Raw genomic sequence first — 13,489 nt, 5'->3', positions numbered from 1 at the left:
GAACTTGCCTTGCTGCTCGATCACTTGAGGTTCCCCTCGTCGTCTGCCGGGGCGTGGGCCGGCTCGCTGCTGCTGGACTGCTGGTGGGCCTGGGTGCTGCCCGAGTGCTGCTTGAGCCCCTCCCAGAAGGCGCCGATGAAGTGGCCCGGCGGGAGGCCGCCCTGGTCCTTCTCCGCGGGCTCCGGCTCGGCGGGCGCCGGGATGCCGTTGCGGGCGCGCTCGGCGGCCTGGCGGGCCTCGCGTTCGGCGTCCTCCCGCTCCCATGCCGCCTGCTCGGCCAGGCGCTGGCTGAGCGGCATCTTGACCCGGCTGCGGCGCTGCGGGAGTCCGCCCGCCGTCCACTCGGTCACCTCGGGGACGTCGTCCTCCAGGGAGACGTTGGCGGGGATCCGGGGGCTGGTGGGGCGGCGCTTCTTGGGCTTGCGCTCCGGTCCGGGCAGGGCGTCGGGTCCGGGCGTGGGGATCGAGGTGGCGCCGATGCCGTGGGCGAGGCCGACACCGGGCTCGGTGGTCATCATCTTGCTGGGCACGATGAGGATGGCGCGGACGCCGCCGTACGCGGAGGCGCGCAGCGAGACGTCCATGCCGAACTGGGTGCACAGCCGGCCGACCACGGACAGGCCCAGGCGCGGGTGGTGGGCGAGGTCCTGCACGTCGGTGCCGCGCTTGGCCTGTTCCAGCAGGCCCTCGATGCGGGCGCGGGACTCCTCGCTGAGGCTGACGCCGGCGTCCTCGATCTCGATGCACACACCGCTCTGCACCTCGGTCGCGGTGACGTGCACCTTGGCCGCGGGCGGCGAGTAGCGGGTGGCGTTGTCGAGGAGTTCGGCCGCGGCGTGGATGACCGGTTCGACGGCGGTGCCCTTGATGTTGACCTTGGCGATGGAGGCCAGGTTGATCCGTCGGTACTCCAGGATCCGGGACATGGCGCCGCGCAGCACGCTGTACAGGGCGACCGGCTCGGGCCACTGGCGACCGGGCCGGCCGCCGCCGATCACGGAGATGGAGTCGGCGAGGCGGCCGATCAGCGAGGTGCCGTGGTCGATGCGCAGGAGGTCGTCGAAGACCTCGGGGTTGCGTCCGTGGTCCTCCTCCATCTCGCGCAGTTCCTTCTGCTGCTGGTGGACGATCGCCTGGACACGGCGGGCGATGTCGACGAAGGAGCGCTCGGCGGACTCGCGCATCGCGTCCTCGTGGTCGACGATCTCGCAGACCATGCGGACCAGCTTGCGCTGGGGCTCGCCGAGTTCGGCGTAGGTGGGGTCCACCTCGGCCAGGCGGTTCATCATCTCGCGGGGCGTGGCGCCCCGGCGCATGTACCGCAGGACGTTCGGGATGACCTCGGCGCCGAGGCGGACCATCTCCTCGTGGTGGCCGGCGGCCCGGTGTTCCAGATACGCGGTGTGACGGGCGTGCTCGGCGCGCAGGGCCCGCAGCGCGCGGCCGCGGCGCACCGCTTCGGCGCCCGCGGCGATCACCAGGACGGTGGCGACGGCACCGCACAGGCCGACGGCGAGCCGGGCCGGTTCCGTCACGAGGGCGACGGCGGCCCCGGTGGCCGCGGCCATCAGTATGGCCGGCAGCAACAGGGTTCGCGCGTAGGGAAGTTCACGGCGACCTGGAGGGGAATCAACACTCACCATGTAGGCCCTCTGAAAACGAATCGGCGGGGATGGGAAAGCTTGCGGCGGGGTACGTCTGGGAGTTGTCGGGATCTTCGGCGCATTGGGAACAAGCGCGCGAATACACCTCAACTCGGTGCGCTGCGGGCGAGCTTAGTCCGGGGGGATCATCGCCGTGTCATATTCGGCAAGCACCTGAAACGGGCGCGGGGACTGGAGTATGGTCGGGCCCATTTGCACGCCGGGGAGTCATTCGAACACGTGGAGTAGCACCCCAAGGGTGCTCGAAAATCACTCACCGTGATGAGGGAACGAGATACCGGGGCCTTGGAACGCGCGAAGGCCCGGCGGGGTTCCCGCCGGGCCGTGCTGGGGTGGGGTGGGGGTCAGCCCACGGACGAGTAGGCGACCACCCCGCGCAGCAGTTCCTCGACCGCCTTGCGCGCGTTCTTCGGGACGGTGGAGCCGTCGCCGGGCGCGGCGGCCGAGATCTGGCCGAGGACGTCGATGACCTGCTTGCACCAGCGCACGAAGTCGCCGGCCGGCATCTCCACCTCGCGCAGCACCTCGTCGAGGCCCTTGCCGGAGGCCCACATGTACGCCGCCCAGGCGAAGCCGAGGTCGGGCTCGCGCTGGCCGACCCCCTCGGTCTGGCTGATCCGGAAGTCCTCCTCCAGGGCGTCGAGGCGGCCCCAGATGCGGACCGTCTCGCCGAGCGCGGCCTTCGCCCTGCCCGAGGGCACCTTCGGCGCCATCGCGTCGTCGGCGACCCGGGACTCGAAGACCAGCGCCGAGACGCAGGCGGCCAGCTCGGCCGGGGACAGCCCCTCCCACACGCCTTCGCGCAGGCACTCGCTGGCGAGCAGGTCCAGCTCACCGTAGAGCCGGGCCAGGCGCTTGCCGTGCTCGGTGACCTCGTCGCCGCGCAGGTAGTCCAGCTCGGTCAGCAGGGCGACGATCCGGTCGAAGGTGCGGGCGATGGTGTTCGTCCGGCCCTCGATCCTGCGCTCCAGCTGCGAGGTGTCGCGCAGCAGCCGGTGGTAGCGCTCGGCCCAGCGGGCGTGGTCCTCCCGGTCGTCGCAGCCGTGGCAGGGGTGGGCGCGGATCGCCTTGCGCAGCCGGGCGATCTCCCGGTCGTCGGCGGCCTGGGAACGCTTCTTGCGGGCCCGCTCCGGCGGGATGTGCCCGGCCTTGGTGCGCAGCGCGGAGGCCAGGTCGCGGCGGGACTGCGGCGAGCGCGCGTTGAAGGACTTGGGGATGCGCATCCGGTCCAGCGCCTCGACCGGCACCGGGAAGTCGATCGACGCCAGCCGCTTGACCTGCCGCTCGGCCGTCAGCACCAGCGGGCGGGGCCCGTCGTGGTGGTCGAAGCCGCGGTGGCCGTTGGACCGCCCGGCGGGCAGCCCCGGGTCGAGGACCAGGGCCAGGCCCGCGTACTTGCCCGCGGGCACGTGGATGACGTCGCCCGGCTTCAGCTTCTCCAGCGCCACGGCGGCTTCCGCACGCCGCTGGTGGGCGCCCTGCCGGGCCAGCTCCTGCTCGCGGTCCTTCAGCTCGCGGCGCAGCCGGGCGTACTCGTCGAAGTCGCCGAGGTGGCAGGTCATGGAGGCCCTGTAGCCCTCCAGGCCCTCCTCGTTGCGCTGCACCTGGCGGGAGATGCCGACGACCGACTTGTCCGCCTGGAACTGCGCGAAGGACGTCTCCAGCAGCTCCCGCGAGCGGTGCCGGCCGAACTGCTCGACCAGGTTGACCGCCATGTTGTACGACGGCTTGAAGCTGGAGCGCAGCGGGTACGTGCGGGTGCCGGCCAGTCCCGCGAGGTGCTCGGGGTTCATGCCGCGCTGCCACAGCACCACGGCGTGGCCCTCGACATCGATGCCGCGCCGGCCGGCCCGGCCGGTGAGCTGGGTGAACTCGCCGGGGGTGATGTCGGCGTGCTGCTCGCCGTTCCACTTGACGAGCTTCTCGAGGACGACCGAGCGGGCGGGCATGTTGATGCCGAGGGCGAGGGTCTCGGTGGCGAAGACGGCCTTCACGAGCCCGCGGACGAACAGCTCCTCGACGACCTCCTTGAAGGTGGGCAGCATCCCCGCGTGGTGGGCGGCGATGCCGCGCTCCAGTCCCTCCAGCCACTCGTAGTAGCCCAGGACGTGCAGGTCCTCGCGGGGGATGGAGGCGGTGCGCTCCTCGACGAGGGCCCGCACCCGCTCCCGGGCGCCCTCGTCGTTGAGCCGGAGGCCCGCGTACAGGCACTGCTGGACGGCGGCCTCGCAGCCGGCCCGGCTGAAGATGAAGGTGATCGCGGGCAGCAGCCCCTCGGAGTCCAGCCGCTCGATGACCTCGGGCCGGCTGGGCGTCCACACCCGCGAGCGCTGTCTGCGCTCCCGCTCCCGGTCGGCCTCCTTCATGGCACGGCCGCGCCTGCGGTCCTGGTAGGACGGGCGGCTGGCCTCCAGGCGCGCCATGCGCGTGAGGTCGGGATTGACGGCCTTCTTGTGGCCCTCCGCCTCCTCGAACAGGTCGTACATCCGGCGTCCGGCCAGCACGTGCTGGAACAGCGGCACGGGCCGGTGCTCGGAGACGATCACCTGGGTGTCGCCGCGCACGGTGTCGAGCCAGTCGCCGAACTCCTCCGCGTTCGACACGGTCGCCGAGAGTGACACCAGGGTCACGGACTCGGGGAGGTGGATGATCACTTCCTCCCAGACGGCGCCGCGGAACCGGTCGGAGAGGTAGTGCACCTCGTCCATCACCACGTGACCGAGGCCGAGGAGGGTCTGCGAGCCCGCGTACAGCATGTTCCGCAGGACCTCGGTGGTCATCACGACCACCGGGGCCTCGGAGTTCACGCTGTTGTCGCCGGTGAGCAGGCCCACCCTGTCAGTGCCGTAGCGGCGGCACAGGTCGGCGTACTTCTGGTTCGACAGGGCCTTGATGGGCGTCGTGTAGAAGCACTTGCGGCCCTGCTGGAGGGCGAGGTGGACGGCGAACTCGCCGACGATCGTCTTGCCGGAGCCGGTGGGCGCGGCCACCAGCACGCCCTTGCCGGCCTCGAGCGCCTGACAGGCCTCGATCTGGAAGGGGTCGAGGCCGAAGTCGTACATCTCGCGGAAGGAGGCGAGCGCGGTGGCCTGCTCGGCAGCGCGCTGACGGGCTGCCGCGTACCGCTCGGCCGGGGAGAGATCCTCTGTCATCGTGCTTTCGAGCGTACCGGCCCGCACTGACAACCGGACGATCATTATCGGGATCGGCCGTGTGGGGGTTCCGTGGGGGCGGCGGCACCCGGCCTCACCGCCCCGGCGGTCCTCAGGTCACGTCGTCGTAGCCGTTGACCCGGTCCTTCGTGGCCTGCTCGGGCAGGACACGGGCGGTGGTCACGGGCTCGACCTCGCCGATGTCCTCGGGAGTGAGGTCCAGGTCGGACGCCTCGTCGACGTCGGGCTCCAGGGCCTCGCGGCGGGCCCTGCGGCGGTCGTTCAGCAGGGAGACGACGACCGCGGCGAAGTACAGGACCCAGATCGGCCCGGCCAGCATGATCATGGTCAGCGGGTCCGTGCTGGGCGTGGCGATGGCCGCGAACAGGGTGATCCCCATGATCATCGCGCGCCACCAGCCGAGCATCCGCCTGCCGGTCAGCACGCCGGTGAAGTTGAGCATCACCAGCAGCAGGGGCAGCTCGAAGGAGAGACCGAAGACGAGCACCATGCGTGTGACGAGATCGAGCAGCTCGTCCAGCGGCAGCAGGTTGTCGACGTCGCTCGGCGTGAACTCGATCAGCACCTCCGCGGAGGTGGGCAGCACCGCGTAGGCGAAGTAGGCGCCGATGAGGAACAGCGGGGCGCCGGTGGCGACGAAGGCGTAGGCGTACTTCTTCTCGTTCCGGTGCAGGCCCGGGGCGACGAACGCCCACAGCTGGTAGAGCCAGACCGGCGAGGCCAGCACGACACCGGCGGTCAGGGACACCTTCAGCGCCAGGGTGAAGGGGCCGAGCAGACCGTTGATGGTGATCTGCGCGCACGGCTCCGAGCCGGCCGTCGAGCGGGCCAGCTCCGCGAACGACTTCTCACAGCCGATCGACTCGAGGATCGGCTCGGTGAGGAGGTTGATGATCTCCTGATAGAAGAAGGCGGCGGCCACGGTGACGACGACGATGGCCAGCAGCGCCTTCGCGAGCCGGTTGCGGAGCTCACGAAGGTGCTCCGCGAGCGGCATCCGCCCCTCGGGATCCTTCTCCTTGCTGCGGGCAGACTTCAGCAACCCACGTTCCCATCTCGTGCGGCGGGCCGGAGGTCACCGGCCCTGCGTCAGCGCTTGGTCGTGTCCGTCGGCTCGGTGACCGGCCGGGAACTGGTCACGTCACCGGGGGCGGCCTGGATGGTGCGCTGCGCCGCGGACTGCTCGGGGTGGGGCGGGTCGGCGGGGGCGGCCTCGTCGGACTTGGCCTCGCTCTTCATGGCCTTGGCCTCGCTCTTGAGGATGCGCGCCGACTTGCCGAGCGACCGCGCCATGTCCGGAAGCTTCTTCGCGCCGAACAGCAGGATGATGACGACGAGGATGAGAATGATCTCGGGGGCGCCGAGCCTTCCGAACATAAGTCTTTACCTTCTCACCGAGGCGGCTGGGTGGGGGTGCTGTCCGACCGGCCGGACATGCGTCCGATCGATCGTCTTGTGCAGCGATCGTAACGCTCAGGGGTGAACGTGAGGCAATCCCCGTGCGTACTCCCGTCCGCGACCGGGCCTCGTTTTCCTGGCCGCGACCAGCAGCGTACCGCCCGGGGCCGGTGAGGTGACAGGGCGAAGTGTCCCAAAACGTAACTCACACCGGCCCGTCGGGTCACCGGCGCCACGTCGCGGCCCCGTCCGGGGTGTTCACAAGGCGTCCACGGCACGGGCGGCGCTCTCGGACGCGCGCTCCAGGTCCTCCGCGGCCCGGCTGATCCGGCGGGCGGAGTCCGTCACCTGCCGGCCGAGGCGCTGCGCCTCCACGAACACCTGCACGGCGAACACCGCGAGGACGGCAAGACCCAGGAAACCCACGGCAACCGCGAACATCGGCCAGAACATGAGGTCGAGACTAGACCGTCGAGTGCAGCCGCAGGGTCCTGACCCCGCCGCCGGTGAGCAGCTCCACGACCCGCTCCCCCGCCGGCTTGCGCACGGCCGACCCGCATTCGGGGCAGGTGAACGAGTAGAAGGTGGTACGGCTCGTGGCGCCGATGGCCAGGCGCAGGGCGCTCGCGGCGAGTTCGAAACGGCCCCGGCAGTCCGGGCAGCCCGCCTTGAACACGACCGGTGACACGCGTCTCATGCCGGCGAACGCGGTCGCCGCCGTCATGCCCGGCCCGGACGACGGCCCGGACGGCCCGGACGGCCCTGCCGGACCCGACGGTCCCAGGGGGTCGCTCACAGTGCTCGCTCCTGCCTGTCGTGCTGCCCCTCGGCCACCCCGGCGCCCTGACGCGCCCCGGCCCCGGCGACCGCCCCGGCCCCGCCCGGCGCCCCGGCCGCCTCGATCCCGTCGTACGCGGCCAGCGCCTCGCGGGCGGCCTGCCGGGCGCTGTCGGCGAGCGCGGACGGGGAGACGATCCGGCCGTCGCGGCCGAGCCGCAGCGCCAGCCGCCGCAGGGAGGCGGGGTCGGGGGTGCGCAGAGTGATCCGCAGACCGCCGTCGGGAAGTTCGTCCGCGCTGTCGTGCGGGTAGTACTCGGCGACCCAGCGGCCGCCCGGGCCGACCTCCACGACGACCTCGGGGTCCTCCGCGGCGGGCTGCACCAGCCCCTCCGACAGGTCCCGCAGCTCCACCTCCGGCGGCGCGGAGGGCTCGTCCAGGATGCGGATCTCGGCGACCCGGTCGAGCCGGAAGGTGCGCCGCGCCTCGGAGCGGCGGCACCACGCCTCCACGTACGTGTGCCCGACGCTGACCAGGCGGATGGGGTCGATCTCGCGCTCGGTGACCTCGTCACGGGCCGGCGAGTAGTAGCGGATCCACAGCCGGCGGCGCTCCGAGATGGCCCGGTCGACGTCGGCGAAGACACCGCCCTCGGACTCGAAGGTGACGGACAGGCGCGAGCTGGCACCGGCGGCATCGCCGGCCGAGGTCTCCACCTTCGCGGTCGCCCGCAGCAGCGCCTGCCGGTCGCTCTCGCGCAGCCCCGGCAGGGTCGCCACCGCCCGGGCCGCGACGAGCAGCGCGGTGGCCTCGTCGGCGGCCAGCCGCAGCGGCTCCGCGGCGTCCGCGCCGAGAGCGGCCGGGTTGTGCCACCAGATGCGCTCGCCGTCGGTGTCGATGTCCAGCAGATCGCCGCCCCGGAAGCTGGTCCCGCACATCGGGAGCACGTCGAGGTCGGAGACCAGCTCGTCCTCGGTGATGCCGAAGGCGCGCGCCACGTCCTCGACCCGGGCCCCGGGGCGCTCACGCAGATACGTCACCAGGGACAGCATCCGTCGGGTCTGGTCGATGGCGTTCACGGGCCTGACCGGTTTGCCTGCCACTGTGTTGTCCGCTCCCCCTCAGCCCTTGGCCACGGCACGCAGCCGGTCCACCACGTCCGCACGCAGCTCGGCGGGCTCCAGCACCACCACGTCCGGTCCGAACTCCACCAGCCAGGCGTCCAGGCCGTGCCCGTACGGAATCTCCAACTCGTCCCAGCCGTCACCGAGTTCCCGCACCCCCGTGGCCTTCGCCCGAAGGGGGTACCCCGCGCCCGTGCGCAGCCGGATCCGCGCGGAACGGTCGGCGCTCTCCCCCGCCCAGCTCGCCACCGTCTCCCGGACGGTGACGACGTCGGGCACCGGCGCGGTGAAGCGCGCTCCGCGCGAGCGCACCTTCCCCGTGATCCGCGACAGCCGGAACACCCGCTCGGCACCCCGGTCGCGGTCGAAACCCGCCAGGTACCAGTGGCCGCGCCAGCACTCCAGCGCCCACGGCTCCACGTGCCGGGGCTCGGGCTGGGCGGCATTCGCCTTGCGGTAGTCGAAGACGACCGGGCGGCGGTCGCGGCAGGCCAGCATCAGCGGCTCGAAGGCCGCCTCGTGCACCGGGATGCGGGGCTCCAGCGCGCTGTGCGCCTCGTACGGGTCGACGTCCTCGGGCAGGCCAGCCGCCCGCAGCTTCTGCAACGCGCCGCTCGCGGCACCGGCCAGCCGGGCCTGCTGCCACACCTTCGCGGCCAGCCCGAGGGCGGCGGCCTCCTCGGCGTCCAGGGTGATGGGCGGCAGCCGGTTGCTGTCCCGTCGGGCCAGGTAGCCGATCTCGCCGTCCAGGCCCTCCACGGTCTCGATGACCAGCCCGAGCTCGCGCAGGTCGTCCTTGTCGCGCTCGAACATGCGGTTGAAGGAGTCGTCGGAGCCCGCCTCGAGATAGGCCTCGACCGACTCGCGCAGCTCACGCTTGCTGAGTGGCCGCCGCGTCCCGAGCAGACACAGCGCCAGGTTCATCAGCCGCTCGGCCTTGGCAATGGCCATCGACGCCCTTCTCCCTATGGTGCTTACGACGGATGACCGTACCGCCCCGCGGTGGCGCGGCAAAAGCCGAGGGCCCATGCCCGGACAGGCATGGACCCCAGGTGACCGGCTCCGATCGCCGGCCGCTCGTCCGTCGATCAGACTCCGAGCAGATCGACCACGAAGATCAGCGTCGAGCCGGGCGGGATCGCCGGGGTCGGGCTCTGGTCGCCGTACGCGAGGTGCGCCGGGATGGTCAGCTGGCGGCGGCCGCCGACCTTCATGCCCTGCACGCCCTGGTCCCAGCCCGCGATGACGCGGCCGCCACCGAGCGGGAAACGGAACGGCGTACCGCGGTTCCAGCTGGCGTCGAACTCCTCACCCGTGCTGAAGGTCACGCCCACGTAGTGGACGGTCACGGTCTGACCGGCCTCGGCAACCGGGCCGTCGCCCTCCCAGATGTCCTTGATCTCGAGGTCCGCCGGGGGCTCGCCGCCCGGGAAGTCGACCTCGGGCTTGTCGATGCTCACGTGTTCAGCTCCTGCTTGTCTGCGGAAAGGCAACGGCCCAAGTCTTACATCTTCGAGGCGTCACATCTTCGCGAGGATGTCCACGGAGAAGACCAGCGTGGAGTCCTTCTCGATGCCGCTGCCCTCCGGCGGGCTGTCGCCGTACCCCAGCTCCGGCGGGATGACGATGAGGACGCGGCTGCCGACCTTCTTGCCCGTCAGGCCCTGCGCCCACCCCTTGACGACCTGCTGGAGCGAGAACGACGTCAGCTGTTTCCTGGCGTACGTGGAGTCGAACTCCTTGCCGCCGTCCCACAGCACGCCCTCGTACTGCACCAGCACACTGTCCTGCGCCCCGACCTCGGCGCCGTCGCCCTCCAGGACGTACTCGGCGACGAGCTTCTTCGGCGGGTCGGTCTTCGGCACCTCGATGGAGGGCGCCTTGCCGTCCGTGTTGGTGCCGACCTTCGGCAGGGCGGCGTCGCCCTGCCCGGCCTTCTTGCCGTCGGCGCTGCTCCTGGCGTTGAAGGTGTCCTGGACGTCCACCACGAACACCAGCGTGTCGTCGCCCTTGATACCCGCCTGCTCGTTGCCCTGCTTCCCGTACCCCCAGGTCGGCGGGACCGCGAACTGGACGCGGCTGCCGGTCTTCTTGCCGGTGAGCGCGTACCGCCAGCCGTCGATGATGCTGCCCTGGGCGAGCTGGATGACCAGGGGGGTCTTGCGGTCGTAGGAGTTGTCGAAGACCTTCGCGCTCTGCCAGACCTGACCGAGGTAGTTCGCCGAGATGAAGTCGCTCTCCGCGACGGCCTTGCCGCCGCCCGCGATGACCGTCTTGACCGCGAGATCCTTGGAGGGCTCGCCACTGCCCTTGGCGACGGTCGGCTTCTCGTCGAACTTCGTCCCCGCCGTGATGGCCGGCAGCGGACCGTCGACGATCTTCGGCGGCGGTGCGGCCGACGAGGCCGACGCGTCGGGCGACGCGCTGTCGCTCGCGTTGCTCGATGAGCCGGAGTCGTCACCGTCACCGCAGGCGGCGAGCGTGACCAGTCCCGCGGGGACGGCGATGAGGAGTGAACGTCGGCGCACGGTGGGGGCCTCGTATCGATATCGGGTCGGTCCTGTTGGCTGGCGTGCGCGCAACTCTACGGCGTGAGAAGGGCACCGCACGGCTAACGTACGGTGCCCGTGTGGCGTTCCGCGCTTTCACGCGGAGACGCTTCTCTCACCCGTCCGGCCTCATGCCGCCCGGATCACATCCCGGCGATCAGCTTCTCCACCCGGTCGTCCACCGACCGGAACGGGTCCTTGCACAACACGGTGCGCTGCGCCTGGTCGTTGAGCTTGAGATGCACCCAGTCGACGGTGAAGTCCCGGCGCTGCTCCTGGGCCCGCCGGATGAAGTCGCCGCGCAGCCGGGCCCGAGTGGTCTGCGGCGGAACGGACTTGCCCTCGAAGATCTTCAAGTCGTTGGCGACCCGGGCGGCCTGGCCCTTCTTCTCGAGCAGGTAGTACAGACCACGACGCCGGTGGATGTCGTGGTAGGCGAGGTCTATCTGCGCGACCCGCGGGTGCGACATGGTCATGTTGTGCTTGGCCCGGTACCGCTCCAGCAGCTTGTACTTCATGACCCAGTCGATCTCGGTGCCGATGCGGTCGAGGTCCTCGGCCTCGATCGCGTCCAGCGTGCGGCCCCACAGCTCCAGCACCCGCTCCACGGTGCCCGTGCGGATCCCGCGGCGCTCGCAGAAGTCCACCGCCTTCTCGTAGTACTCCCGCTGCACCTCCAGCGCCGACGCCTCCCGGCCGCTGGCCAGCCGCACCTTGCGGCGCCCGGTGATGTCGTGGCTGACCTCGCGGATCGCCCGGATCGGGTTCTCCAGGGTCAGGTCCCGCATCACCGTGCCCGCCTCGATCATGCGCAGCACCAGGTCGGTGGCGCCGACCTTGAGCAGCATGGTCGTCTCGGACATGTTCGAGTCGCCCACGATGACGTGCAGACGCCGGTAGCGCTCGGCGTCGGCGTGCGGCTCGTCGCGCGTGTTGATGATGGGCCGGGACCGGGTCGTCGCCGAGGAGACGCCCTCCCAGATGTGCTCGGCACGCTGACTGACGCAGTACACGGCACCGCGCGGCGTCTGGAGCACCTTGCCCGCACCGCACAGCAACTGCCGCGTCACCAGGAACGGAATCAGGATGTCCGCGAGCCGCGAGAACTCCCCGTGCCGGGCCACGAGGTAATTCTCGTGGCAGCCGTAGGAGTTGCCGGCGGAGTCGGTGTTGTTCTTGAAGAGGTAGACGTCGCCCGCGATTCCCTCCTCGTGCAGGCGTCGTTCGGCGTCCACCAGGAGTCCTTCGAGAATGCGCTCGCCCGCCTTGTCGTGGGTGACGAGCTCGGTCACGTTGTCACATTCGGGTGTCGCGTACTCCGGATGCGATCCCACGTCGAGATAAAGGCGGGCACCGTTGCGCAGAAAGACATTGCTGCTGCGGCCCCATGACACGACACGGCGGAAGAGGTACCGCGCCACCTCGTCAGGCGACAGGCGGCGCTGTCCCCTGAACGTGCACGTGACGCCGTACTCGTTCTCCAGCCCGAAAATGCGGCGGTCCATGACTGAACATTACGCCTGATGACCCGAACTGAAACGGGGTTCGACGGCACGGTTTGGATCATTTTCCGATGAAGCCGCAACCACCGCTCCCCGCACGGGAGCTGCGAGGACCCGCCCGGTGCACGCCAGCACCAGCAGCGAGACGCACCCCGCCACCCCCGGCACCGCGAAGCCCCACAGCGCCCCACCGTGCTCCACGACGGGCCCCGCCAGGCCGGTCCCCACCGACGCGCCCACGGTGAACGTCGTCACCAGCCACGAGAACGCCTCCGTCACCGTCCCGCGCGGCGCGTGCACGTCGACGAGCACGAACGCACAGGCGATGCACGGCGCCAGGAAGACACCCGCGAGCACCGTGAGCAGCACCATGGCCACCGCGCCCGGCATCAGCAGCAACGGCAGATAGCAGACCGCCAGCAGCGCCACCAGCACCCGCAGCCGCCGGGCCGGCTCACCGGTCCACCGCCGCGCCCCGTAGACCGCTCCCCCGACCAGCGCACCCAGCCCCAGGGCGGCCATCAGCCACCCGTACACCGCGTCGCCCCCGTGGTCGTCGGCGTACGGCACCGAGGCGACCGTGATGGACCCGAGCGCCATCCCGATGAACAGGAAGGCCCCCAGCAGCGCCAGCAGCCCGCCCGAACGCAGCGCGCCCAGCCAGTGCGCCTCCCGCGGCGCCGACCGCCACGCCCGCGAGGGCGGCGACACGACGACGGACAGCGCGCCCAGCACACCGACACCGTTCAGCACGAGCAGCGCCGCCAGTGGCGACCACAGGGACACGCACACCGTCACCAGCAGCGGCCCGACGGTGAACATGACCTCCTGCGCCACGGCGTCCATCGCGTACGCCGTGTGCACCTGGTCCTCCTCGCCCAGCACACTCGGCCACAACGCCCGCAGACCGCCCTCCAGCGGCGGCGTGAACAGCCCGGCCGCCGCCACGGCCCCGTACGCGAGCGCGGACGTCCCGGTGCCCGCGAAGGCGAACACGGCCATCGCCAGCGCCGACAGCACTGCGGCCGGCAACTGCACCCGCGGCTGCCCGTGCAGGTCCACCAGCCGCCCCAGCACCGGCTGCCCCACGGCATTGGCGACGCCGTACACCGCGGCCAGCGCCCCCGCGAGGCTGTACGAACCGCCCTCGGCCCGCACGAACAGCACGATCGCGATCGCCGCGGTGGCGTTCGGCAACCGCCCGACCAGCGTGCCGACCAGCAGCCGCACGGCATGCCGTGCCCGGAGGATCTCCAGATACCCGGCGACCACGACCCACCTCCTTGTCCCGACTCCAGCAA

General features: G+C 71.1%; 12 protein-coding genes. All 12 read right to left on the bottom strand.

What is annotated here, in order from left to right:
- Nucleotides 1-20 precede the first annotated feature (20 nt).
- The 12 genes from ACIRGB_RS25260 to ACIRGB_RS25205 all read right to left on the bottom strand — a co-directional run bounded on the left by ACIRGB_RS25260 (nucleotide 21) and on the right by ACIRGB_RS25205 (nucleotide 13,460).
- A complete protein-coding gene (locus ACIRGB_RS25260) occupies nucleotides 21-1,643 on the bottom strand; it encodes a sensor histidine kinase (RefSeq protein WP_403869286.1) in 1,623 nt (540 codons plus the stop codon).
- Between the two features lie 365 nt (nucleotides 1,644-2,008).
- On the bottom strand, nucleotides 2,009-4,861 hold the full coding sequence (locus ACIRGB_RS25255; protein ID WP_403869283.1) for a DEAD/DEAH box helicase: 2,853 nt from the start codon (nucleotides 4,859-4,861) through the stop codon (nucleotides 2,009-2,011).
- A 67-nt stretch (nucleotides 4,862-4,928) separates the two neighbouring features.
- Entirely contained in the window at nucleotides 4,929-5,879 is a 951-nt protein-coding gene (gene tatC / locus ACIRGB_RS25250) for a twin-arginine translocase subunit TatC (RefSeq protein ID WP_403869280.1), read from the bottom strand.
- A 47-nt stretch (nucleotides 5,880-5,926) separates the two neighbouring features.
- On the bottom strand, nucleotides 5,927-6,214 hold the full coding sequence (tatA, locus tag ACIRGB_RS25245; protein WP_403869277.1) for a Sec-independent protein translocase subunit TatA: 288 nt from the start codon (nucleotides 6,212-6,214) through the stop codon (nucleotides 5,927-5,929).
- 279 nt (nucleotides 6,215-6,493) lie between these two features.
- Nucleotides 6,494-6,688: a hypothetical protein gene (locus ACIRGB_RS25240; protein WP_403869274.1), complete on the bottom strand. Its 195-nt coding sequence runs from the start codon at nucleotides 6,686-6,688 to the stop codon at nucleotides 6,494-6,496.
- A gap of 10 nt (nucleotides 6,689-6,698) precedes the next feature.
- The gene (locus tag ACIRGB_RS25235; RefSeq protein ID WP_059299655.1) at nucleotides 6,699-6,959 is read right to left on the bottom strand and encodes a hypothetical protein; all 261 of its coding nucleotides are present in this window, start codon (nucleotides 6,957-6,959) and stop codon (nucleotides 6,699-6,701) included.
- A 68-nt stretch (nucleotides 6,960-7,027) separates the two neighbouring features.
- Nucleotides 7,028-8,116 (bottom strand): helix-turn-helix transcriptional regulator, encoded by a 1,089-nt coding sequence (locus tag ACIRGB_RS25230; protein ID WP_403869271.1) that lies wholly within the window; start codon nucleotides 8,114-8,116, stop codon nucleotides 7,028-7,030.
- An 18-nt stretch (nucleotides 8,117-8,134) separates the two neighbouring features.
- Nucleotides 8,135-9,088, bottom strand: a complete 954-nt coding sequence (locus tag ACIRGB_RS25225; protein WP_403869268.1) for a helix-turn-helix transcriptional regulator — start codon at nucleotides 9,086-9,088, stop codon at nucleotides 8,135-8,137.
- A gap of 137 nt (nucleotides 9,089-9,225) precedes the next feature.
- The gene (locus tag ACIRGB_RS25220) at nucleotides 9,226-9,597 is read right to left on the bottom strand and encodes an FKBP-type peptidyl-prolyl cis-trans isomerase (RefSeq protein ID WP_064727030.1); all 372 of its coding nucleotides are present in this window, start codon (nucleotides 9,595-9,597) and stop codon (nucleotides 9,226-9,228) included.
- A gap of 60 nt (nucleotides 9,598-9,657) precedes the next feature.
- Nucleotides 9,658-10,665 (bottom strand): FKBP-type peptidyl-prolyl cis-trans isomerase, encoded by a 1,008-nt coding sequence (locus ACIRGB_RS25215; RefSeq protein WP_403869265.1) that lies wholly within the window; start codon nucleotides 10,663-10,665, stop codon nucleotides 9,658-9,660.
- Between the two features lie 164 nt (nucleotides 10,666-10,829).
- Nucleotides 10,830-12,191 carry a Pup--protein ligase gene (gene pafA, locus ACIRGB_RS25210; RefSeq protein WP_003977186.1) on the bottom strand — a complete coding sequence of 454 codons (1,362 nt, stop codon included), beginning with the start codon at nucleotides 12,189-12,191 and terminating at the stop codon, nucleotides 10,830-10,832.
- Nucleotides 12,192-12,200: 9 nt separating this feature from the next.
- On the bottom strand, nucleotides 12,201-13,460 hold the full coding sequence (locus ACIRGB_RS25205) for an MFS transporter (RefSeq protein ID WP_403869261.1): 1,260 nt from the start codon (nucleotides 13,458-13,460) through the stop codon (nucleotides 12,201-12,203).
- Nucleotides 13,461-13,489 lie beyond the last annotated feature (29 nt).

Origin of the sequence: Streptomyces sp. NPDC102490 (assembly GCF_044765285.1) — a bacterium.
Classification (GTDB): domain Bacteria; phylum Actinomycetota; class Actinomycetes; order Streptomycetales; family Streptomycetaceae; genus Streptomyces.
This window is presented reverse-complemented; position numbering and strand designations above follow the sequence as displayed.